Origin of the sequence: Paraburkholderia sp. RL17-373-BIF-A (genome assembly GCF_046030175.1) — a bacterium.
In the GTDB taxonomy this organism is placed as follows: domain Bacteria; phylum Pseudomonadota; class Gammaproteobacteria; order Burkholderiales; family Burkholderiaceae; genus Paraburkholderia.
Window position 1 is genome coordinate 128,648 of record NZ_JARESO010000001.1, and the last position, 21,872, is coordinate 150,519.

21 protein-coding genes are annotated in these 21,872 nt (G+C 63.3%); 13 read left to right on the forward strand and 8 right to left on the reverse strand.

The window, feature by feature from the left end:
• Window positions 1-36: 36 nt before the first annotated feature.
• From P0D80_RS00545 to P0D80_RS00590, 10 genes are all read left to right on the forward strand, one after another.
• On the forward strand, window positions 37-1,449 hold the full coding sequence (locus P0D80_RS00545; RefSeq protein ID WP_408181445.1) for a PelD GGDEF domain-containing protein: 1,413 nt from the start codon (window positions 37-39) through the stop codon (window positions 1,447-1,449).
• Window positions 1,442-2,452: a tetratricopeptide repeat protein gene (locus P0D80_RS00550; RefSeq protein ID WP_408181447.1), complete on the forward strand. Its 1,011-nt coding sequence runs from the start codon at window positions 1,442-1,444 to the stop codon at window positions 2,450-2,452. The genes P0D80_RS00545 and P0D80_RS00550 overlap by 8 nt, the downstream gene beginning before the upstream one ends.
• Window positions 2,449-4,101 carry a GT4 family glycosyltransferase PelF gene (pelF, locus tag P0D80_RS00555; RefSeq protein ID WP_408280185.1) on the forward strand — a complete coding sequence of 551 codons (1,653 nt, stop codon included), beginning with the start codon at window positions 2,449-2,451 and terminating at the stop codon, window positions 4,099-4,101. Before P0D80_RS00550 ends, pelF begins: the two co-directional genes overlap by 4 nt.
• Window positions 4,101-5,474, forward strand: a complete 1,374-nt coding sequence (pelG, locus tag P0D80_RS00560) for an exopolysaccharide Pel transporter PelG (protein WP_132375106.1) — start codon at window positions 4,101-4,103, stop codon at window positions 5,472-5,474. Before pelF ends, pelG begins: the two co-directional genes overlap by 1 nt.
• A gap of 139 nt (window positions 5,475-5,613) precedes the next feature.
• Window positions 5,614-6,807, forward strand: coding sequence for a glycoside hydrolase family 191 protein (locus P0D80_RS00565; RefSeq protein ID WP_408280188.1), 1,194 nt, complete (start codon window positions 5,614-5,616; stop codon window positions 6,805-6,807).
• Window positions 6,808-6,845: 38 nt separating this feature from the next.
• Entirely contained in the window at window positions 6,846-7,781 is a 936-nt protein-coding gene (locus P0D80_RS00570) for an endo alpha-1,4 polygalactosaminidase (protein WP_408280190.1), read from the forward strand.
• A 35-nt stretch (window positions 7,782-7,816) separates the two neighbouring features.
• The gene (gene galE, locus P0D80_RS00575; RefSeq protein ID WP_408181455.1) at window positions 7,817-8,839 is read left to right on the forward strand and encodes a UDP-glucose 4-epimerase GalE; all 1,023 of its coding nucleotides are present in this window, start codon (window positions 7,817-7,819) and stop codon (window positions 8,837-8,839) included.
• Window positions 8,840-8,902: 63 nt separating this feature from the next.
• Window positions 8,903-10,720 carry a glutamine--fructose-6-phosphate transaminase (isomerizing) gene (glmS, locus tag P0D80_RS00580; protein ID WP_408181457.1) on the forward strand — a complete coding sequence of 606 codons (1,818 nt, stop codon included), beginning with the start codon at window positions 8,903-8,905 and terminating at the stop codon, window positions 10,718-10,720.
• 284 nt (window positions 10,721-11,004) lie between these two features.
• Window positions 11,005-11,355: a hypothetical protein gene (locus tag P0D80_RS00585; RefSeq protein WP_408280194.1), complete on the forward strand. Its 351-nt coding sequence runs from the start codon at window positions 11,005-11,007 to the stop codon at window positions 11,353-11,355.
• Window positions 11,355-11,573, forward strand: coding sequence for a DUF6566 family protein (locus P0D80_RS00590; RefSeq protein ID WP_132375102.1), 219 nt, complete (start codon window positions 11,355-11,357; stop codon window positions 11,571-11,573). The genes P0D80_RS00585 and P0D80_RS00590 overlap by 1 nt, the downstream gene beginning before the upstream one ends.
• A gap of 230 nt (window positions 11,574-11,803) precedes the next feature.
• Here the strand turns inward: P0D80_RS00590 and P0D80_RS00595 are convergent, their stop codons facing one another.
• Complete coding sequence (locus tag P0D80_RS00595) at window positions 11,804-12,595, reverse strand: alpha/beta fold hydrolase (RefSeq protein WP_408280197.1); 792 nt, start codon at window positions 12,593-12,595, stop codon at window positions 11,804-11,806.
• A gap of 149 nt (window positions 12,596-12,744) precedes the next feature.
• Here P0D80_RS00595 and P0D80_RS00600 point away from each other — a divergent pair, with 149 nt between their 5' ends.
• Window positions 12,745-14,220 (forward strand): HD domain-containing phosphohydrolase, encoded by a 1,476-nt coding sequence (locus tag P0D80_RS00600; protein WP_408280200.1) that lies wholly within the window; start codon window positions 12,745-12,747, stop codon window positions 14,218-14,220.
• 102 nt (window positions 14,221-14,322) lie between these two features.
• Here the strand turns inward: P0D80_RS00600 and P0D80_RS00605 are convergent, their stop codons facing one another.
• Window positions 14,323-14,940 carry a LysE/ArgO family amino acid transporter gene (locus P0D80_RS00605; protein WP_132375099.1) on the reverse strand — a complete coding sequence of 206 codons (618 nt, stop codon included), beginning with the start codon at window positions 14,938-14,940 and terminating at the stop codon, window positions 14,323-14,325.
• Window positions 14,941-15,037: 97 nt separating this feature from the next.
• Between P0D80_RS00605 and P0D80_RS00610 the strand changes: the two genes are divergently transcribed.
• Complete coding sequence (locus tag P0D80_RS00610) at window positions 15,038-15,931, forward strand: LysR family transcriptional regulator ArgP (RefSeq protein ID WP_408280204.1); 894 nt, start codon at window positions 15,038-15,040, stop codon at window positions 15,929-15,931.
• 17 nt (window positions 15,932-15,948) lie between these two features.
• Here P0D80_RS00610 and P0D80_RS00615 read toward each other — a convergent pair whose 3' ends face one another.
• The 6 genes from P0D80_RS00615 to P0D80_RS00640 form a co-directional block, all read right to left on the reverse strand.
• Window positions 15,949-17,442 carry a SulP family inorganic anion transporter gene (locus P0D80_RS00615; protein ID WP_408280207.1) on the reverse strand — a complete coding sequence of 498 codons (1,494 nt, stop codon included), beginning with the start codon at window positions 17,440-17,442 and terminating at the stop codon, window positions 15,949-15,951.
• Window positions 17,443-17,625: 183 nt separating this feature from the next.
• Entirely contained in the window at window positions 17,626-18,210 is a 585-nt protein-coding gene (locus P0D80_RS00620) for a carbonic anhydrase (protein ID WP_408280210.1), read from the reverse strand.
• 66 nt (window positions 18,211-18,276) lie between these two features.
• Complete coding sequence (locus P0D80_RS00625) at window positions 18,277-18,564, reverse strand: DUF4148 domain-containing protein (RefSeq protein WP_408280212.1); 288 nt, start codon at window positions 18,562-18,564, stop codon at window positions 18,277-18,279.
• A gap of 129 nt (window positions 18,565-18,693) precedes the next feature.
• Window positions 18,694-20,079: a heavy metal sensor histidine kinase gene (locus P0D80_RS00630; RefSeq protein WP_408280650.1), complete on the reverse strand. Its 1,386-nt coding sequence runs from the start codon at window positions 20,077-20,079 to the stop codon at window positions 18,694-18,696.
• Between the two features lie 68 nt (window positions 20,080-20,147).
• Window positions 20,148-20,831, reverse strand: a complete 684-nt coding sequence (irlR, locus tag P0D80_RS00635; RefSeq protein ID WP_132375094.1) for a heavy metal response regulator transcription factor IrlR — start codon at window positions 20,829-20,831, stop codon at window positions 20,148-20,150.
• Between the two features lie 22 nt (window positions 20,832-20,853).
• Window positions 20,854-21,210: a hypothetical protein gene (locus tag P0D80_RS00640; protein ID WP_408280215.1), complete on the reverse strand. Its 357-nt coding sequence runs from the start codon at window positions 21,208-21,210 to the stop codon at window positions 20,854-20,856.
• A 244-nt stretch (window positions 21,211-21,454) separates the two neighbouring features.
• On the opposite strand from P0D80_RS00640, the gene P0D80_RS00645 reads away from it, so the two are divergent.
• Entirely contained in the window at window positions 21,455-21,802 is a 348-nt protein-coding gene (locus P0D80_RS00645; RefSeq protein ID WP_408181478.1) for a DUF4148 domain-containing protein, read from the forward strand.
• The last annotated feature ends 70 nt before the right edge of the window (window positions 21,803-21,872 follow it).

Below are 21,872 nucleotides of genomic sequence, written 5' to 3' on the forward strand. Positions count from 1 at the left end.
GCAAGCTGAAACCCGACATGTGAAAAGGAAATGGCCGTGAATACCGCAGCCGTGGAAAACAACCCGGGCGCCTCGAAGCCGCGCCATGCGCATCCGTTCGGCAATCTCGGACGCGTGCGCCGCTTGCTGGCGCCCGCGGTGGCGCGGCCGTTCGCGATCGTTGAAACTGTCGTGCTCGTGCTGGTCGTGCTGGCCGTGGCCCGCTGGCTTCATCCTGAAGACCCGTTGCTGCTGCACGCCGGTTTTCCGTGGCTGTGGCTGGTGCCGTTGCTGGTGGCGTTGAGATATGGCAGCCTGCTCGGTCTGCTGAGCGGTGCTTTCATGCTCGGTGCATGGACGCTCTTTTATCAGCATGGCGATCCGTTCCCCACGCTATATTTCGCGGGCGGTTTGATCCAGACGATTCTCGCCGGGCATTTCGGCGATACGTGGGGCAGCCGCGCCGGGCGCGCATCCTCGTTGAATGACTACCTGAACGACCGTCTCGTGGCGTTGACCAACAGTCACTATCTGATGCGGCTCTCGCACGAGCGGCTCGAAAAGGACCTGCTGTCCCGCCCGACCACGTTGCGCGATTCGATTACCGAATTGCGCCGTCTCTCGGTCGCCACCGATACGGCGCTCGCCGTGCCGGCGGCGGGCAAGGAAAGCGACCCGCTGGGCGGCGCGAGCGGTCTGCTCGAATTCGTCGCGCAGGCCTGCCAGATCGAAGTCGCGGCGCTGTATCCGGTGCATCACGGCAAGCTCGGCACTCAGGCCATCGCGCAGATCGGCGACGCGTTCGAACTCGCCATGCACGACGAACTCGTCACGCATGCGCTCAACACGCTGAGCGTCGCGCATCTGAAGAACGAAAACACGGTGGTGCCGGTCAGCCAGTACCTGGTCTGCGCGCCGCTGGTGTCCGCGGACGGTGAATTGCGCGCGCTGCTCGTCGTCAAGCGCATGCCGTTCCTGTCGCTCAATTTCGACAATCTGCAATTGTTGCTGGTGTTGCTCGGCTATTACGCGGACGGCGTCGAGCATTCCGCGTTCGTGCAACGCATTCTCGACCGCGTGCCGAATTGCCCGTACGAATTCGCGCTCGACCTGAGCCGCCTCACGCGTCTCCAGCAGAAGGCGGGCGTGGCGTCGTCGCTCGTCGCACTGGCGTTTCCGCGCGATGAAGAGGGCGACTCGCTGTTCGAGCACGTCATGCGCCGCCGTCGTTCGCTGGACGTGATGTGGCCGGTGCAGACCGCGAAGCAGTCGGTGCTGGTGAATCTGATGCCGGCCACCGACACGACCGGTATCGACGGTTATCTGGCGCGGATCGAAGCCAGCCTGACGGCCCAGTTCAACACCGACCTCGAACACGCGCGCGTCGGCGTTCACACGCTTCACCTCGAGGGCGACGAGCCGGGCGCGGCGCTGATGCGTCTTCTCAAACGAAGCGGCCTCGATGTCTAAGACCCTTTCACTCATCGTCAGCGCGCTCGCGGCCGTGGTGGCCGTGATCGTGCAGTATCTGGCGATCGCGAGCCTGCTGCAACCGGCCGGCACGATCGATCCTTTGCTGCGCTTTCTCGCGCTGCAAGCGGTGGCGGGACTCGCCGAAGCGGTCGCGTTCCGCGCGTGGTTGCCGGCGAATTATCGCGAGCCCCGCGTGGTGTCGTTCGTGTTCCTGTGGCTCGCCTGCACCTTCGTGCCGCTGTTCGGCGGCCTCGTGGTGCTGATTAGCTGCCTCTGGGCAGCGCTCTTTCCGGGCGACAAGGACAGCGATCAACTCGCCGATGTGCCGCGGCCGGAATTCGTCACGTACCTGGTGTCGCGTGTGTCGCACGGCGGCGGCGCTCGGCTGCAGGCGCGTCTTGCCAACACCCAGGTGTCGCCCACCGACCGGCTGTCCGCGCTGGTGGCGATCCAGAGCATGCCCACTCGCACGACGGGCACGTTGCTGCGCGAGTTGCTTGCCGACCCGCTCGAAGACATTCGCCTGATCGCTTACGGCACGCTGGATCACGCCGAAAACGAAATCATGCAGAAGATCTTCCGGACCAGCAAAGCGCTGGAAGCGACCGACAGCGACGTCGAACGCCATGCGCTCAACCGCATGCTCGCCGAGCTCTATTTCGAACTCGTGTACCAGAATCTGGTGCAGGGCGCGGTCTATCGCCATACGCTGCAACAGGCCGACCGCTACGCGCAGGCAGCGCTCGAAACCGATCCGGGCGACGCCGCGCTGTGGCTGATTCGCGGCCGTCTCTCGCTGGCGAGTGGCTTGCCGAATGCCGCGCACGAATACATCGGGCGAGCGCTCGCACTCGGTTTCCCGCGCGAACGGCTGGTGCCGTGGCTGGCTGAAGCCGACTTCCTGCGCGGCGACTACGCTCGTGTCGAGCAGCTTCTCGCATCGCTGGGCAATGCTGCCGCGTTGCCCACACTCAAACCGGTTGTGAAGTACTGGTCATGATGAAAGAACTCCCGATCCGCCGTGCCGCCGATGCCGATGTCTGCCTGCTGCTCGAAGGCACGTTCCCGTTCGTGCGAGGCGGCGTGTCGAGCTGGGTCAATGAAATGATCCGCTCGTACCCGGCAACCCGTTTCGCGATTGTCTTCATTGGCAGCCGGGAACAGGACTACAACGGTGCTGCTTATGCGCTGCCGGACAACGTCGTGCATATCGAAACGCACTACCTGTACGAGCAGGCCGTTGCGGACTTCCAGCCGCGCGCCGTCGATGGCGACGCCGCGGCCTTTGCCCGCTCGCAGAAATTGCATGACGCTCTGCGCGATCCGCGCAACGGCCAGGACGTGAGTGCGCTGATGGCCGACGTGATTCCGATGCTCGGGACCAACGGCGCGCTGAGCGAGGAACAATTCCTGTCGAGCCGCGCGGCTTGGGACACGATCGTCGATCAGTATCAGAAGTACTGTACCGATCCTTCGTTCACCGATTACTTCTGGACCGTGCGCATCATGCACAAGCCGCTGTGGCAGCTCGCGCGCGTCGCTGAAAAGCTGTTGCCGGCGAAGGTTTACCACACGGTATCGACGGGATATGGCGGCTTTCTCGGCGCACTGGTGCATTACCGCACGGGGCGCCCGCTGCTGATCTCCGAGCACGGCATCTATACGAAAGAGCGCAAGATCGACCTGCTGCAGAGCCAGTGGATTCGCGACAACCGCGGGGTGTTCGAGCGCGATATCTCGCGCGTCAGCTATTTCCGCGAACTGTGGGTGCGTTTCTTCGAAGCGATCGGCAAGCTCGCGTACGACGCGGCGGACGAGATCGTCGCGTTGTACGAGGCGAACCGCCAGCGTCAGGTCACGGACGGCGCGCGCGCTGAGCGCACGCAATGCATTCCGAACGGCATCGACGTCGACGCGCTCGCGCCGCTGGTCGCCGAGCGCAAGCCGCGCTCGCACAAAGTGGTGGCGCTGATCGGGCGCGTGGTGCCGATCAAGGACATCAAGACCTTCATTCGCGCGATCTTCATTGCGTCGCGCACCATGCCGGATCTCGAAGGCTGGATCATCGGACCGGAAGAGGAAGATCCCGCTTACGCGCTCGAATGCCGCGCGCTGGTGGAGAGTCTCGGGCTGAGCCGCAACGTGAAATTCCTCGGCTTCCAGCGTATCGAGGACATGATGCCGAAAATCGACGTGATCGCGCTGACCTCGATCAGCGAGGCGCTGCCGCTGGTGGTGCTGGAAGGTTTCGCGGCCGGCGTGCCGGCTATCACGACGGACGTGGGTTCGTGCCGTCAATTGATCGAAGGCGTGGATGAGGAAGATCGCGCGCTCGGCTCGGCGGGCATGGTGGTGCAGCTCGCGGACCCGGCGGCATTCGCCCAGGCGGTGCTGTCGCTGCTCGCTGACGAAACGCGCTGGCAGGCCGCGCAGCAGGCCGGACTCGCGCGCGTGCGCCGCTACTACACCAAGAAGCAGATGATCGACCGCTATCGCGCGCTGTATGAGCGCCTCGCCGCCATGCCGGACCGTGACCGTAACGGCACGGCCGCCGATGCGGCGCGCTGTCCGATGCACCACGGCACCCAATCCAAGGCAGAGCCGCGCGTGCAGCCGGCGCAGCCCGTTCAATCGCAGGAGACACGCTGATGGCGGGTATCGGCTTCGAATTACGCAAGATCATGCGCCGCGACACGCTGACCGGCGTGGCGCGCGCCTATGCCTACGCGGGCCTGATCAGTTCCGGTCCGCTGATCCTGTCGATCTTCGGGATCCTGATCATCGGGCTGATCAGTCTCACCTCGGTGATTCCGACCTTCGCGATCGTGCAGTTTCAGGTGTCGGTCACGTATCTGATCGCGCTCAGCCTGATTCTGACCGGGCCGCTACAGCTGTCGTTCACGCGCTTCATCTCAGACCGGCTATTCGAAAAGCGCGACGACCTCGTGCTGTCGAACTATAACGGCGTAGTGCTGGTGTCGTCGGTGCTGGCCAGCGTGGTCGCGGTGATCGCGATGCTGGTGGGGTTCCGCGAGGAGCCGCTGATCTACCGCTTGCTGATGATTACGGGCTTCGTCGTGGTCAGCAACATCTGGATCGCCGTGATTTTTTTGTCGAGCGTGAAGCAGTATCGGCAGATCCTCGTTGTGTTCGCCGTGGGCTATGCGTGCGTGGTGTGCCTGGCACTCGCGTTGAACGGCTATGGACTGGTCGGCTTGCTTGGCGGCTTCGTGGCGGGGCATATCGTGCTGCTCGCCGGTCTGTCGGGCTTGATCTACCGTAACTACCGCAGCGAGCGTTTCGTTTCGTTCGAGGTGTTCGAGCGGCGCTTTGCCTACCCGAGCCTCGCGCTGGTCGGCCTCTTGTTCAACATCGGCGTGTGGCTCGACAAGTTCATGTTCTGGTATGCGCCGGGCACGGGCACGCACGTGATCGGACCGCTGAATGCGTCGGTGATTTACGACATTCCGATTTTTATTGCCTACGTGTGCGTGATGCCCGGCATGGCAACGTTTCTCGTGCGCATCGAAGCGGATTTCGTCGAGTACTACGACGCCTTCTACGACGCGGTGCGCAGCGGCGCGACGCTGCGCCATATCAACGAAATGCGCGACATGATGGTAGGCAGCGTGCGTGCCGGTCTGTACGAAATCATCAAGGTGCAGACGGTCGTGCTGCTGCTGATCATCGCCTTCGGCGAGCGCGTGCTGGGCTCGCTCGGCATTTCGCCGTTGTACATGCCGCTGCTCGTCGTCGACGTGGTGTCGGCGAGTCTGCAGGTGTTGCTGCTGGGTCTGCTCAACGTGTTCTTCTATCTCGACGGGCGGCGCGTGGTGCTGCGGCTCACCGGTGCATTCGTCGTGCTGAACGGACTTTTCACCGGCATCACGCTCAGGCTCGGGCCGGATTTCTACGGCTATGGTTTTGCGCTGGCGCTGCTGGTCGTTGTGGTGGCATCCGTAAAGGTGCTCGACCGCAAATTCATGTCTTTGGAATACGAAACGTATATGTTGCGGGGTTGAACCCAAAGCGTCGCTGTTTGCGACTCAAGATCGTGTTCGTGCTGCCGTTCTAAAAGTGGCGACATCCCGGCGCGTTTGACGAGCGTGAATCGGCGCGCCGGCACCCTTGGCCTCACACCGTTCGACTTCGGATTCCACCATGCATCAGTATGATCCTGGCCCGCTTCGGCGGCCCGCGCGCGCGCGCCTTGCCGCCGACGTCCATTACGGCAGCCGCATCGCGCAACGCTGGATCGGTGCGGCCGCGATCGTCGCGTCCTGCAGTCTGCTGGCAGCCTGCGGAGGCGGCGGCAGCGGTACGGGCGGCACGAATGGCACAACGGTGTCGTCGACGAGTTCGGCCACCGGCAGCGCCACGAACTCCAGTAACGCCGGTAATTCCGGCAACTCGACCGGTTCGACGAACTCGTCCGGTTCGGGCAATTCATCGACGAATACCAATTCCGGCTCGAGCACCACGCCGACGATCTCGACGGCGCGCGCCTTGCCGGCGTCGCCGGTCTGGGCCGTCTATTACGGCCAGGGCAGCGCGATCAACATCGCCCACGCGGCGGCCACGTTCAAGCTGATCGTGATCGACGCGGATCCCGGCAACGGCACGCCCGCCTTCTCGGCCGCGCAGATCGCCGCGTTGAAGGCGAATGGCGCGAAGGTGCTCAGCTACCTGAATTTCGGTGCTTGCGAGAAATCGCGCACTTACTGGAACACGGTCCCGTCCGGCTTCGTGTCGTGCGGCGCGAATGCCTCGGCGCAAATCAGCAGATATTCGGGTTTCCAGGAATACTGGATGAATCCCGTCAACGCCGACTATCAGAACCTGATCGTCAACTACGTCGCGCCGCGTCTCGCGGCTACCGGTGTCGACGGATTCATGCTGGATAACTTCGAAATTGTCGGCCACGGCGCCAATGCGTCTACGGCCCCATGCGATGCAGCCTGCGCGCAAGGTGGCCTCGATCTCGTCAAGCGACTGCGCGACCGCTATCCGGATCTGGCGATGGTGCCGAATGCGGCGCCCGTGCAGGCCATCGGCGGGACGACGGGCGGTGTATCGTTTCCGTGGCTGATCGACGGCGTAATCGCGGAACAGGTGTTCTTGCCGTCGACGAGCACGTCAGTCGTGCAGTTGTTGAAGTCATGGCAAAGCACCGAGCAGAATCTCGGTCGCAGCGCTTTCTTCGTGGGATCGCTCGACTATACGTCGTCATGCACGGCGACTTCGACCGCGCAAACCGCGTGGACGGCGGCGCAGCAAACGGGCTTCAGTCCTTCGATCTCGACTGTGTCGCTTGATAGTATCTGCTGGTGGTCGTTCCTGCCTGTGGGTAGTTAGAAGCGACAGCCAGAAACGGGCGACGTTGCCCGAACAACATGAAAGAGGAACCGGCTTTGTCCGAGCACGAGCACGATCACGACCGACGTTTCACCTTGCGCGCGCTGCTGCGTCGTGTCAGCCGGTTCGCGCGCATGGCCGCGCTCGGCGCGCTGGCTTCGGTGGCGCACGCGCAGAGCGCAGCGGACGCGCCGGCGGGACCGTCGGTGGCGCTGTATTACGGCGCGAATCCTCCCGTCGAAGAACTGGCCGCATTCGATGTCGTGGTGGTCGACCCCGACGCGCACTTTGATCCGCGCGCTCACGCGAAGGCGCATCCGGCGTGGTTCGCGTATGTGAGCGTCGGCGAGGTGAACCCGCATCGCGCGTATTACAGCGCCATGCCGTCCGCGTGGCTGCCGGGCGTCAACGAAGCGTGGGCCTCGCACGTGATCGATCAGACGGCCGCCGAATGGCCGGCGTTTTTCGTCGACAAGGTGATCTCGCCGTTATGGAAAAAAGGCTATCGGGGCTTTTTCCTCGACACGCTCGACTCCTACCATCTGATCGCCAAAACCGATGCCGCGCGAGCCGCGCAGGAAGCTGGACTGGTGCGCGTCATCCGCGCGATCAAGAAGCGTTATCCGAAGGCGAAGCTGATCTTCAACCGCGGGTTCGAGGTATTGCCGCAGATCCATGATCTCGCCTACATGGTGGCGTTCGAATCGCTGTACCGCGGTTGGGATGCCGGCAAGCAGCGTTATACGGAAGTGCCGCAGGCCGATCGCGACTGGCTGCTGATGCAGGCGGCGACCATCCGCGATCGATACAAGCTGCCGGTGCTGTCCATCGACTATTGCCCGCCCGCCGACGACACGTGCGCAACCGCCACCGCGGCACGGATTACGCAAGCCGGCTTCGTGCCCTACGTCACCGACGGCGGACTCGCGACCGTCGGCGTGGGCGCGGCCGGGACCGGCAATGAGCGGCCGTGACACTCGAATTGAATAACTATAAAAGGGAATTTCGCATGGACTTGAAAGGCACGATTCTGGTAACCGGTGGCGCGGGCTTTATCGGCTCGCATACCTGTGTCGAATTGCTGAATGGCGGCTACGACGTGGTCGTGGTCGACAACCTGGTGAACAGCAACCGTGAGTCGCTCAAACGCGTCGAGCAGATCACGGGCAAGCGCGTGGCGTTCTACGAAACGGATTCGCGCGATGAAGCGGCGTTGCAACGCATTTTCGACACGCACGCGGTGACTGGCGCGATTCACTTCGCGGCGCTCAAAGCGGTCGGCGAATCGGTCTCGAAGCCGATCGAGTACTACGACAACAATCTCGGCAGTCTGCTCACGCTGCTCTCGGTCATGCGCGCGCGCGATGTGAAGCAGTTGGTGTTCAGTTCGTCGGCCACGGTGTACGGTGTGCCGAAGACCTCGCCGATCGACGAATCGTTTCCGCTGTCCGCCACCAATCCGTATGGACAAACGAAGCTGATCGCCGAACAGATCCTGCGCGATCTGGAAGTATCCGATCCGTCCTGGCGCATCGCCACGCTGCGTTATTTCAATCCGGTCGGCGCGCACGAGAGCGGTCTGATTGGCGAAGACCCGGGCGGCGTGCCGAACAACCTGATGCCGTATGTCGCGCAAGTCGCCGTCGGCAAGCTGGAGAAGCTGCGCGTGTTCGGTGGCGACTACGACACGCCGGATGGCACCGGCGTGCGTGACTACATCCACGTGGTGGATCTCGCGCGCGGACACCTTGCCGCGCTCGACGCGCTGGTCGAGCGCGATGCGAGCTTCGTCGTGAATCTCGGCACGGGGCAGGGCTATAGCGTGCTGGACGTGGTGCGCTCGTTCGAAAAGGCGTCGGGCAAGCCGGTGCCTTATGAAATCGTCGCGCGCCGTCCGGGCGACGTCGCGTCCTGTTTCGCCGATCCGGCCGCGGCGGACAAGCTGCTCGGCTGGCGCGCGCAATACGGCATCGAACGCATGTGCGCCGACCATTGGCGCTGGCAATCGACCAATCCCGCCGGTTACGCCTGAAGCTCGACTCGATTCGGGGCGGCTCGCCTCATCCGATACAACATCACGTGGGAAAGCAAATTTATGTGTGGCATTGTCGGCGCGGTAGCGCAACGTAACATCGTCCCGGTTCTGATCGAAGGACTGCGGCGTCTGGAATATCGCGGTTACGACTCGTGCGGTGTCGCCGTGCTGGCCGAAGCCGGCCCGCGCCGCGCGCGCAGCACGGCGCGCGTCGCGGACCTCGACGCGCAGGCACGCGAGACGCATCTCGAAGGCGGCACGGGCGTCGCGCACACGCGTTGGGCGACGCACGGCGCGCCGGTCACGGACAACGCGCATCCGATTTTCTCGAAGGACGAGTTGGCGTTGGTGCATAACGGCATCATCGAAAACTACGAGCCGTTGCGCGAGATGCTGCGCGCAAAGGGCTACGTGTTCGTTTCGCAAACCGACACCGAAGTGGTCGCGCATCTCGTGCATAGCCTGTACCGCGGCGATCTGTTCGAGGCGGTTCGCGAAGCCGTGAAGCAACTGGACGGCGCGTACGCGATCGCGGTCGAGCACAAGGCGCATCCGCATCTGGTGGTGGGCGCGCGGCAAGGTTCGCCGCTCGTCGTCGGCATCGGCGAGGGCGAGAATTTCCTCGCGTCGGATGCGCTGGCGTTGGCCGGCGAGACCGAACGCTTCATCTTCCTGGAAGAGGGCGATGTGTGCGAGCTGACGCTCGAGCGCGTGCGGGTCGTGAGCCGCGACGGCGCCGACGTAGAGCGCGACGTGCGCACGGTGGCCGCGTATGGCGGCGGCGTGGAACTCGGCCCGTACCGGCATTTCATGCAGAAGGAAATCTTCGAGCAGCCGCGTGCGATCGCCGACACGGTGCCGCAAGGCGAGTCGCTCGACGCGTCGCTGTTCGGTGAAGCGGCTGCCGCCGTGTTTGCGGATATCGACAGTCTGTTGATTCTCGCGTGCGGCACCAGCTATTACTCGGGATTGACGGCCAAATACTGGCTCGAATCGATCGCGAAGATTCCCACTCAGGTCGAAATTGCCAGCGAATACCGCTATCGCGATTCGGTGCCGAATCCGAAGGCGCTGGTGGTCGTGATTTCCCAGTCCGGCGAAACGGCCGACACGCTTGCTGCGTTGAAGCATGCGCAGTCGCTCGGGCATCAGCACACGCTGTCGGTCTGCAACGTGGCGACGAGCGCGATGGTGCGGCTGACGTCGCTGTCGTTTCATACGCATGCGGGCCGCGAAATCGGCGTGGCGTCGACCAAGGCGTTCACCACGCAACTGGTCGGACTGTTCGTGCTTGCCGCGACGCTGGGCAAAATCCGCGGCACGGTGAGCCCGGAACAGGAAGCCGACTATGTGCGCCAGTTGCGCCATCTGCCGGCCGCGCTGAACGCCGTGTTGGCGCTGGAGCCGCAGATCATCGCGTGGTCGGAGAAGTTCTCGGGCAAGGAAAGCGCGCTGTTCCTCGGACGCGGTTCGCACTATCCGATCGCACTCGAAGGCGCGCTCAAGCTCAAGGAGATTTCCTATATTCACGCGGAGGCTTATCCCGCCGGTGAGTTGAAACACGGCCCGCTGGCGCTCGTCACCGATGCGATGCCGGTCGTGACGATCGCGCCGAACGATGCGCTGCTCGAGAAGCTGAAGTCGAATCTCCAGGAAGTGAAGGCGCGCGGCGGCGAGCTTTATGTGTTTGCGGATGCGGACACGCGGATTGGCAGTGAGCCGGGGATTCACGTGATCAGAATGCCGGAGCACTATGGGCCGTTGTCGCCGCTTTTGCATGTGGTGCCGTTGCAATTGCTCGCTTACCACACGGCGTGCGCGCGTGGGACGGATGTCGATAAACCGAGGAACCTGGCGAAGTCGGTTACGGTGGAGTGAAGGGTTAGCGGCGGGGCGGTCGGCGGCGGCGGCTCCCCGTCGGCTTTGCTGTTGAATGGTTGCCTGCCAAAGCTTGCTCAGAGCTTTGATCATCGTTCACGAACCGCAGGGCGACCGCATTCTCCTCTTCCTTACTCCTTGGCGTCATGACCCGAGCGCAAGCTGTTCGGTGCGACGATCATTGGATTGCGCAAAGACCTGTATGGATGTACAGTATCCGGCATGGGATTTCGTTGCGCCGGCGTGATTGTGGCGGCGTGATCGATGGCGCATAGGGAGAGGACATGTTTCGATTTTTGGGCTTGGGCGCTCTGCTGTTCGCGGTGGCTTCGACGGCCATGGCCGGCGCACACTACGTCGAAGTCTGGAACCCGCCGGAAGCACGAGCAAGCATGCCGCATCGCGCGGTCGTTGCCCATCGACCTGCCGGTGGTCGGCACATCGTTCCTCATGCCGTGAAAGCCCGCGCGCGGCCTGCATCGGCGCCAGTTGCCAGGCTCGTCGCGAAAACGGACCGGCGGGAAAACGTGCCTGTTCATGCGCCGGACATGTCGGAGATTCCGCGGCAGATCACGCCCGAGGGCAATGTGTTGCGGGTGGATTCGCGCGGCATGACGGCTGAGGTGACGCGCTGATGGAGTCCCAGACCTATCACGGCTACACCGTCTGGGGTCACGCCATCTTGCAGCAGGAGGACATCTTGCAGCCCGAGCGCTACGCCGCTAGCGGGACTATTACGCTCGCCGGCAAGCTGATTGAAGCGTCGGGCATTCTCGCCCACTTCGATACTGAGGAAGAAGCGCAACGCGCAGGCCTCGAGTGGGCGCGTGCCTGGATCGATAGCCACGGGTGACCGGCAAAAAAAGCCGGCGATAGCCGGCTTGAATGGTCCTGGTTTTCCGAGGCTTCCAGAACCTGAGAGAAGGTGAGGGCTGCGTCTGACGGTCACTGAGACAACGTCCCAAACGCACGACGCACCCTCAAGTCAAGATGCTGCGACTGCTTCGATTAAGAGACGCTTAAGCAGGCGTGGAGCGGCTGCATGAGCGTTGAGATCCCCGAACCGCTCGTGAGCCGGAGTCTTCACTTCGCCGCACGAGCGGCCGTGATAATAGCCGCGGCAACTTCAGTCGGCTGCGACAGCATCGCAACGTGGCTCGCATTGACCTTGACCAGCGTGGCGCCGATCTGTTGCGCCATCGCGGCCTGCAAGGGCGCGGGGATCATGCGGTCCTTCTCCGTCAGCACGTACCACGACGGCTTGCTGTGCCACGCTGCGCTCGCCACCTTGTCGTCCGAGCAACCGGCAAACCAGGGGCCTTGTGTGGCCGCCACGATCCGGGCCTGCGCCGGCGGGAGGTCCTGCGCGAAGTCTTTGATGATCCCGTTTGTCGACAGCGTCAGATAGCCGGCGGAATCCTTCTGCAACTCCGTCGCCCATGAAGGCGCGGGCTTGCCTTTGAGGATGTCGTTGATCGACTGACCGCTATCCGGGGCAAACGCCGCGACATAGACGAGGGCCTTGACCTTGTCGTCGTTGCCTGCCTGAGAGATCACCGCACCGGCCCACGAGTGGCCCACCAGAATGACGGGCCCGTTCTGTTGTTCAATGACGCGTTGCGTCGCCGCTGCATCGTCGTCGAGTGATTTGAGGGAGTTTTGCACCGCCACCACGTGCAGACCTTTTGCTTCCAGCAGCGGAATCACCTTGTTCCAGCTCGAGCCGTCGGCGAACGCTCCGTGCACCAGGACGACGTTTTTGCCTTTCAGATCGCCGTTCGGCGCGGCGGCGCTTGCCGGCGTGACAGCGGCCAGCGACAGCAAGCCTCCCAGCATCAACGTGGCAGCCAGGCACTTTTTCAGCAAGGTATTCATAATGTTCATCCTCTTCGTCAATTTCGTTGGGTAAGAAACAATTTGCGGATTGGAGGATGCGCCGATCGGCCGATTTCCTGTATCGGTCGAATGACCGAGCCGACACAGTCCGGCTGGACGCGCGAGTACTGACAACAAGGTCGAAAGCTATGCATGACGTTTCTGCAATCCGGGTGCTGGACGCAGTCAAGGCCCTCGCGTTCATTGGCGACCTCAGCATGGGGCAGCCCACCGACCATTCGCCGCGCACCGCCTGGCTGGCGGCGCGACTCGCCGCCGAGGCCGGTCTGGACGGCGCGCAATGCGACGTCGTCAAGGAAGTGTCCCTTCTGAGGTGGTCCGGCTGCACGGCAAACGCAGCCGGTTTTTCTGACTGGCTCGGCGACGACATCGGCGGCCGCGCGGCCATGCTTGCCATGCGGCCGGACTGGACCGGGACCGGCGAGTCGCCGGCGCAAGTGGGCGCCGCGATCACGCCGCTCGCCCAGATACACTGCGAGGTCTCGGGCGAGGTGGCTCGTATGCTCGGGCTCACTCATGCGACTCAGGAGGCGCTTCGACGTATTTTCGAAAGTTGGGACGGCGGAGGTTTCCCTGACCATCGGCCGGGGCGCGATGTACCTGCAGCGGTGTTCATCGTCGCCGTGGCGGGGGATCTCGAGATTCTGAGCCGGGTCTACGGTATCGAGCGCGCGCAGATGCTGATCGCGCAGAAGGCCGGCCGGCAATACCCGTCGGAATTGGCACAACTCGCCTCGGCTCGGGCGGCCGCGTGGCTCGAGGAACTCGGGGATTCGATCGCGCAGCGGCGTGACGAGTCGGGCTGCACGCAAGCGCTGCAACTGGTCAGCGCGCCGGAGGTCGTCGCCGACGTGATCGACCTGAAGCTGCCGTGGATGACCGGCTATTCGCGGCGAGTAGCGGAGACGGCGGGCGCCTGCTGTGCGTATTTAGGCCTGAGCGACGATGCGCGGCGCTACACGTACACGGCGGGGCTGCTCCATGGCATGGGACGCATGGCGGTCCCCAACGCCATCTGGAATACGGCGGGCGAGCTTTCTCCGGCAGCATGGGAAAAGGTTCGCCTCGTGCCCTACTGGACCGCGCGTGCGGGCAAACAGATCGAGGGCCTGGCTCGCGAGTCGGAGATCGCTTCTTTCGCGTACGAGCGTCTCGATGGTTCGGGCTATTTCCGCAGCAGCGCCGGCGATGCAATTGGACGCGAAGCGCGGGTGCTTGCGGTTGCTGCCGCCTGGGTGGCGCTGCGCTCAGCGCGCCCCTGGAGGCCGGCATTTTCGCCGGAGCAGTCCGCGGCGCTGCTCAACGAGCAGGCGCGGGCGGGGCGTTTCGATACAGAGGCGGTCGAGGCAACCGTTTCCTCGGAACTCGGCGATGGTCCCGCATTCGGCGAACGTGCGCGCAATCCGAAAGCAGGGTTGCTGTCGCCGCGAGAAGCGGAAGTGCTAAAACACATCAGCCTGGGGGCGAGCAACAAGGAAGTCGCCCGCATTCTTGAACTGAGCCCCAGTACCGTGCGCACGCATGTGGAAAGCGTCTTTCGCAAGCTCGAATGTTCTACCCGTGCCGCGGCCACGTTGAAGGCCTCCACGCTCGGGTGCATCTAGGTGGGTGAGCTGCGTACGGGTTTGCAGTGGCGCGGACACCCGTACTTTCTAAAGTTTTTGTTTTCCGGCAACACCACCTGACGGCAACCGCGCTGGCGGCGCTCACCGAAACTGCGTCACCGCGAGCAGCAGCACCATGCTGCCGATCGCCCCATCCAGCACGCGCCATGCTGTCGCCCGCTTGAAGAGCGGCGCGAGCGCCCGTGCGCCGTAGCCCAATCCGATAAACCAGATCCCGCTGACCGCCATCGCGCCCAGCGCAAAAGCGATCCGCGCGCCTTCGGGTTCGCGTGCGCCGGCCGTGCCGATCAATAGGAACGTGTCGAGATAGACGTGCGGATTGAGCCACGTGAAGGCGAGCGTCATCAGAATGATCGGCACGGCGCGCTGCACGGGCGCCGCGCTGACGTCCCCGCCTTCCAGTACCGCATGCCCAGGCCGCACCGCGCGGCGCAACGCGCTGATCCCGAACCACGCAAGATAGGCAAGCCCGACATACAGCATGGCGTGAACGAACACAGGATAGCGCTCGACCAATACCGATGCGCCGCCGACGCCCGCGCCGATCAGAAGGCAGTCCGACAACGCGCACAGCGCGACGATCTTGCCGACATGCGAGCGCATGATGCCCTGACGCAGCACGAAGGCGTTTTGCGCGCCGATCGTCACGATCAGGGAGGCGCACAAGGCGGCGCCGTGAGAAAAAGACAGCCAATTCATAATCGATCCAGTAGACGGGAGAAGCGAACGAGGCTAGTCTGCGGGTTTGCTGCTCATAAGAGAAGCTAATTCACTTAATGCCGATTAAGGAACGCTAATGCTCGACTATGCGTTGCTCGATGCGCTGGCCGCCGTGGTGCGCCACGGTTCGTTCGACCGTGCCGCCAGCGAACTGAATGTGACACCGTCCGCGGTATCGCAACGGGTCAAACTGCTGGAAGAGCGCGTGGGCAGCGTGCTGGTGAAGCGCGGCCAGCCCTGTGTCGCGACCACCTCGGGCGCGCTGCTGTGCCGCCACACCGAACGCGTGCAATTGCTCGAAGCGGAGCTGACCGGCCGCCTGCCGGCGCTGCCCGGCGCGCTGGTCGAACCGTGGCCGGCGCTGCGCGTGGCCGTCAACGACGACAGCGTCGGCACCTGGTTTATCGACGCGGTCGCGCAATTTTGCGTCGAGCGGGAGATGCTGCTCGATCTGGTGATCGACGATCAGGACCACACTGCGCAGCGGATTCGCGACGGTAGCGTGCAAGGCGCGGTCACCACGCAAGCCGAGCCCGTGCAGGGTTGCCGCTCCACGCGTCTTGGGCGGATGCGTTATCTGGCGGTCTGTTCACCGGACTTTCTCGCACGTCACTTTGCCGACGGCGTCACGCGCGAGAGTTTGCGGCGTACGCCGTGCGTCGACTTCAATCCCAAGGACCAGTTGCAAAAGCGCTTCATGCGCCGCATCACGCGCGCGGACATTGATCCGCCGTTGCATTGGATTCCGCACGTCGCCGGTTTTTTGCGCGCCTGCGTCACGGGCCTTGGCTGGGGCATGTGTCCGGAACGCATGATCGCCCCGCATCTGGCCAGCGGCGAACTGATGGAGATCGCGCCCGGCAAGCATATCGATGTCGATCTCTACTGGCAGAGCTGGCGTTTATCGATCGACTGGCTCGACGACTTCGGCGCGGTGTTACGTAAGCGGGCAACCGAGTTTTTGGACTGAACATCCGCAATGCGTAATCAGGCAGCTGGCCAGTGCCGGTACTCGATCCGCACACTGCTGGTCCGCGCATCCGCCATGAAACTGGCGATCACGCGCCGCACGTCGTAGTCAATATGATCAGCCTGGGTCGCGTCGAGAATCAAGGTCGCGCCCGGCGGAATCTGCCCGAGATAACGTTTCAGTTGCGGCGTGCAGAAGAAGCTCGCGTTCTTGCGCAAGGTCAGCACGTAGTGATCGCCGTCGCGCGTGAAGCTCATCGCGCGATGCAGGTTGCGTTCGACAACAAGTACCACGCTCAGCGCGAAGCCGATTGCAATACCGCTCAGCAGATCCGTCAACAGCACCCCGGCGATGGTGCCGATGAACGGCACGAACTGACTGCGTCCGGCGCGGCCCATTGCGACGAACAGCTGCGGCTTCGCGAGTTTGTAGCCGGTATGGATCAGAATCGCCGCGAGGCTGGCGAGCGGAATCATATTGATCACGCCGGTCAGCGTAAGTGTGGCGATCAGCAGCACGAGGCCGTGTGTCATGCACGAAACACGGCTGCGGGCACCCGCATGCACGTTGGCCGCGCTGCGCACGACCACGGCGGTGAGCGGCAGCGCGCCGATCAGACCGGCGAGCAGGTTGCCTACGCCTTGCGCCTTCAGTTCACGGTCGGGCGGCGCTCTGTGATGCGCGGGATCGATCTGTTCGAGCGCTTCGAGACTCAGCAAGGTTTCCAGACTCGCGACGATCGCGATCACCACGGCCACGCGCCACACAGCGGGGGCGAGCCAGTGCGCGAAGCCGGGAAACGTGAGCGCGTCGCGAAACGCATCCCATGATCCGAGCGCGGGCATCGCCACACGTTGCACGGACGCGATCGCGTTGCCCGGTGCGAGAGAGTCGGCGAATCCCGCGACCGCGATGCCGATCAACACCACCACAAGCGGCGCGGGAGCCGCGCGTACGAGGCGCCAGCGCTGCAACGTTGGCGTGTCCCACGCCACGAGTATGGCGATCGACGCGATCGCGAGGAGCGGCGTGACCACGGAGATGCCGTCGCCACTGATGCCCGCGGCCAGCGGCAACTGGTTGGCAATCAGCAGAATGCCGATCGAGGCGAGCATGCCGTTGATCACCGGCACCGGCACATAGCTCGCCAACCGTCCGGCGCGCAGAAAGCCCAGCATGATCTGCAAGGCGCCCGCGATCACGAGTGCGCTCAAAAACGCGGAGAAGCTGCCGAGCGTAGCCAGCGCATTGACGACAATCACGACGAGCCCGGCAGCGGGTCCGCTCACGCTCAGCCGTGAGCCGCTCAGCAACGCGACCACAAGGCCGCCGATCACGCCGGCCAGAATGCCGGCGAATGGCGCGACGCCGGAAGCCTGCGCGATGCCCAGGCATAGCGGCAACGCGATCAGGAAAACGGTGATGCCCGCGAGCAGGTCGCTGCGCCATGCATACGCGCGAGACGCGGGGCTGCTGTTGACTTCAGGTTGTTCAGAGGTGGATGGAATCATCGTAAACCTTGCCTCGAAGCTGGGGAGTCGAAAAAAAAGCCGCGCTTATCGGCGGCGTTTGCGTGCGCGGTTGCAGCAGCGCGGGCGATTGGGACGAGTCGGTCTCCTCGCACGTATTGCGACTGGTTGGTGCAGCGGCAGTCAGCCCATCGCGGCTTCGGTGGCAGCGTTGCTGTTCGCGGTCTAGGGCGTGTCGGTCAATGTTTTCAGACGCCCTTCGAGCATCGAGAAAATCCAGCCGTGAATCTGCACGGGACGCCGCGCGCGCTGAATCAGCGGCATGGCGTGCAGCGCCTGAACCTGTGCCAGCACATTGAGTTCGGCGAGCCGATCCACGCGTGCCTCGAAGCTCGGTAGCTCGCGCAATTCGGTGGTGTGCAGCGCGCACAGCCGGCGAATTCCCCCAATGCGCCGATTGACGTTCGGCAGTTCGGGCACGGGTGGCCGCAGCGCCGCCTGCACGCCGCCGCAGCAGTGATGGCCGCAGACGATCACATGCTCCACCTGCAGTGCGGTGACCGCGTATTCGAGCACGCTCGAGAGGTTGTCGTCGTTGTCGGCGACGAGATTCGCGATATTGCGATGCACGAAGATCTCGCCGGGCATCGCCCGCGTAATCGCTTCCGGCACGCGGCTGTCGGAGCAACCGATCCACAGTACGTTCGGTTGCCGATTGCTGGCGAGGCGCCGGAAATACGCAGGATCACGGTTGTTAATTTCGTCGGACCAGGCGAGGTTTTCGACGAGCATGCGTTTCGGGTATGTCATGAACGAGCTTCCGTTGATGCGACGATCGCGTTGTGAATTGCATCTGTATCTGTTGCCGAACGAGTGTCAGTCGTTCTCGGCCCAGTAGCGTTGCATGGCTGCATGGCGGGTTTTATTCGCGTCGATGCTCCGTTGACTCGGTGGATAGTCGGCCTCGGTGTTGGGAATGAGACCTTGCCGCTGAGCCTCGATTAACTCCTGACGCACCTGTTCGCGGGATTTCCCCATCTGTTGCGGCTGGCCCGCGAGGGCGCCTTGCGGTTGCGAGGTGAAGGTGGGAATGCTGTTGTTGTCGTTCGCTACGGCGGTGGTGGCGAGTGTGCTCAGAATCAGGGCAGTTGCGTAGTGTTTCATCGAGTCCTCTGCAAGTTGATTGGGATGTCTGATCAATGTTGATCAGACAGGGACATTGTGCATAGCAGGGGATGAGACCGTGGTGATCGCCGCATGATAGTTTTGTCATCGTGCGGGCGTGTGCTTCGCTCAACTGATCGGCGGATGCTTCGGGAAGCGCAAGCTGAACGTGGTGCGCACGTGCGGCACGCTTTCCACGCTGCATTCGCCGTGATGTTCGTCCATGATCGACTTGACGATGGCAAGTCCGAGGCCCGTGCCGCTTGCCGAGTTGTGCGTCGATGGATCGACCCGGTAAAAACGGTCGAAGATGCGCTCCAGATGCGGTCGCGCGATGCCGGCGCCGGTGTCCGACACCGAGACGTGCGCATAGCGCCTGCGTTCCGCGCACTGCACGTCGACGGTGCTGCCGCGCGGCGCGTGGGTCAACGCGTTCGAAATCAGGTTGCTGAGCGCCCGCTGCACCATCAGCACATCGCCTTCGAAACGCGCATTGCCCAATACGACGATTTCGACGCCGGCATCCGCCGCCATGATTTCGTAGTAGCCGGCAATGCGCAGCGCCTCGCTGCGCCCGTCTACACATTGCAGCGTCAAGCGGTGGCGAATGCTGTCCGCGCGCGCGAGAAACAGCATGCTGTCGATAAGACGCGCGAGGCGCTGGAATTCGTCCACGCTCGATTCGATCACGCCGCGGTACTCGTCGGCGGAACGCGGTTGCGAGAGTGCCACTTGCGCTTCAGCCAGCAGATTCGTGAGGGGAGTCCGCATGTCATGCGCAAGGTCGGATGAAAATTGCGTGAGACGCGTGAACGATTCATGCAGGCGCGCCAGCATGCGGTTGAAGGCACGGCTCAGCTCCTTCAGTTCGCCAGGCATGTCGCGCTCGGGCAATGGTTCCGCAAGATGGCTGCTGGAGATCTGCTCGGCGCGCGCCGTCAAACGAGCCAGCGGCCGCAGTCCGAAACGGGCGATCGACCACGCAAGCAGCGCATTCACCAGCGTCCCCGTCACGATGACGACCAGCACGTTGAGTGCGTAGGCGCGCAGTAACGCACGTTCGCCGCTCGCGTCGTATTGCACGACCACGCGCACTTGTGTGCCGGATGGGTCGCCGAGCAGCGCCATTGCCACCAGAAAGCGCAGCGGCAGTTTCTCGATCGACACGCGCACGGGTGCGAGGCCAGCGGGCACGGTCATGGTCTCCGCATTCGGCCAGTAGCCGTTGGTGCGAATGAGCGGTGCGCTGCGCGAATCGAACAGCGCGATATCCAGGTTCTGATGTCCGTATAGCTGGTTGTGCCACGTCTCACGACCCGCGCTGACCGCCTGGATGCCGGGCATGGTGTGCAGGCGCAATTGCAGCGCGGCGAGCGTGGTGGTCATCTCGCGCGCCGACGCGGCTTCGATGCGCGTTTTCAGTCCGTGATACAGCAATACGCCATTGAATATGAGTAGCAGCGAAGTCGAAAGGGCGAAGAGTATCGACAGCCTCGCACGCAAGGTGCGCGGCATGAGCAGCGCGGGCGGCCTGAAGCGCAGCGTTGACGCGCGCAGGCGCAGCGCCGCGAGTAGACGTCGGATCATGACTGCGATGGGCCGCGCTCTTCCAATACGTAGCCCATGCCGCGCACGGTGTGAATCAGCTTGGGCTCGTAATTGTCGTCGACCTTCGCGCGCAGGCGGCGGATCGCGGCGTCGACCACGTTCGTGTCGCTGTCGAAGTTCATGTCCCACACCTGGGACGCAATCGTCGAACGCGGCAGAATTTCACCCTGACGACGCATCAGCAGCCATAACAACGCGAATTCCTTGGCCGTGAGCAGGATCATGTCGCCGTGGCGCGTGGCCTTGCGGCGCGTCAGGTCGAGCACCAGATTCGCTACCTGCAGGGAAGCGGCGTCGCGCGTTTGCCCACGTCGCAGAATCGAGCGCACACGGGCCAGCAGTTCGGCGAAGTCGAACGGCTTGACGAGATAGTCGTCGCCACCCATGTTGAGGCCGCGCACTTTGTCGTCCACCTCGTCGCGCGCGGTGAGCAGCAGGACCGAAGTCGAATGGGTGCGGCGCAGGTTTTTCAGCACCGTCCAGCCGTCCTGGCCGGGCAGCATGACGTCGAGGACGATCAGGTCGTAGTCCTCCGTCAACGCGCGGTGCTGGCCGGTCACGCCGTCTTCCACCCAGTCGACGATAAAGCCCGCTTCGGTCAAACCTTTGCGAAGATACGTGCCGGTTTTGATTTCGTCCTCGACGATCAGGATACGCATGATTTTCTCTCAGTGCCGCGAGTCAGCGGCCGATGCGTGCATTGGGCGCGCATGACGTGGAGGCATTGGCTGCATCGAGCCCGTGATCGACTGCAGGCAGCGAACTGGAAGTCCGCGGCATGGTGCGAGTCATCGCGGAATACACCTCGAGCGAGAGCAGGCCTCGCGTGAATAACGCCTCGTCCTGGCCAGTTGACTTTGCATATACGGAGGGGCAGGCTGGTTCGCCGCCGTCGAACAGCCCGTCAGGCTGAATCCACCAGAACGCCAGCGAACTGAGTGCAATGACGAGCAGCGCGGCTCCCAGAGAGACCGGATGATCGATGCGGAGCCGTTCCCAGCGTGCCGGGACGCTTGCACTGAAATGGGTGATGCGCATCGTCAGGCTTCGCATTCGTTGAAAGTGCCGCATACGGTTCAATTTGAAGATAGAACGGGTCCATCGTACGGATACCTGATCGATGCGAACATGAACGCAACATGACAATTCCGTCATATATTTTGCGTGCATGTTTTATTGCGGTGCGTCGCACGCATGACAGGATCGTCATGGCACGCTCATGTTCAGGGAGCCGCTTCGATCTAGCATGGGGGCTCAATCAAACGGAATCGGAGAATAGATCGTGCGGAATGCGAAGTGGTTTGCGGGAGTCGTGCTGGGCTTTGCGTGGATGAGTGTGTCGGTGGCGAGCGACGGTGTTTCGTCGCTTGACCCAGCCACGGGGCCGCGTGTGGCTTACGAGGCTCAGGAGCAGGTGCAGCGAAAGCCGCAACAGGTGCAGGGTGGAGAAGAGCGTGCGGTGCGGAAGGCGCGGCAGGCGCCGCAAGGAAAGACCCGCGAGGAGGTGAAGCGTGAACTGGCCGTCGCGCGCGCGTCGGGTTGCATGGACGTGTCGGACAGCCAGTATCCGCAGCCGTGTCCGTTGCCGGACGGCGCGCGTTCCGTGGCGGACGCGTTCCAGATGCGCTAGGTTGAAGTAGGTGGCAAGCCGCTCACTTGCCGAACCGATCGCATCTATCGGCGCGTGAGCAGCAAATTTT